This is a genomic window from Vibrio sp. 2132-1 (assembly GCF_033344315.1).
In genome coordinates this window covers 1-930 of sequence record NZ_JAWPON010000147.1, presented here as the reverse complement: position 1 = coordinate 930, position 930 = coordinate 1, and the positions used below count along the sequence as shown (strand labels likewise).

General features: G+C 52.2%; 1 protein-coding gene. It reads right to left on the bottom strand.

All coding sequences use genetic code 11. From position 1 onward, the window contains the following. Nucleotides 1-929, bottom strand: a 929-nt coding sequence (locus tag R8N47_RS24035; RefSeq protein ID WP_318185956.1) for an MATE family efflux transporter, incomplete at its 3' end; no start/stop codon positions are given. Between the last annotated feature and the right edge of the window lies 1 nt (nt 930).

The window sequence follows — 930 nt, the reverse complement described above, 5'->3', positions numbered from 1 at the left end:
AAACCAGAGAATGCGCGCTGAGGATTTTTTGCCCCTAAGTTCTGCGCCATAAATGGCGTGAGTGCGGAGGTTAGCGACATCAACACTAAGATCAGAATCGACTCAATACGCTGCGCAGCGCCGTAAGCTGCCACCGCTGCAGTGCCGTGGCTAGATAGCAGCATCATCAAAATCGCGCCCGACAACGGATTCATCGCATTGGATAGTGCTGCAGGGGTGCCAATTTTTAACGTCTGTTGCCAATCTTGTTTCAATGAGGCCCAGTGAGGTTGTGCGAGCAGTTTTTCGCGTTTCACCAGCACATAGAAAGAGCCGCACAAAGCGCCTAGCCAACTAAAGGCACTCGCTATAGCAGCGCCTTGAATGCCAAGTTCTGGGAAGGGGCCATAACCGAAAATCAGTAGTGGATCGAGCATGCCGTTGATCAGACCGGCCAACATCATGATCTTAGCGGGTGTCTTAGTGTCGCCAGTGGCACGAATCGCACTGTTGCCCGCCATTGGAATCACCAACAGTGGAATGGTGAGATACCACACCTGCATGTATTGTTCGATGAGTGGAATCAGATCGTCGGTCGCGCCAAGGAAACGAAACAGTGGCGCAATGGTAGCAAAGCCAATAGAAGAAGCGATAGCGACGAGCAACACCGCCAACAGCAAACCGTGAGTCGTAAATTGCGCCGCTTTTGGAGCATGACCTTGACCAAGTAAGCGGCCAATGTTGGTCGATAGCCCCATCCCGATCCCCATCGTGATGCAGTTAACCGCAAAGGTGACAGGAAACGTGTAGCTGATTGCCGCGAGGGCATGCGTCCCCAACAACGAGATAAAAAACGTATCCACCAAGTTAAACATCAAAATTGCGATCATGCCCATGGTCATGGGGACGGTCATCTTGCGCAGTGTTTCGGGAATGGGCGCGCTCAGCAAA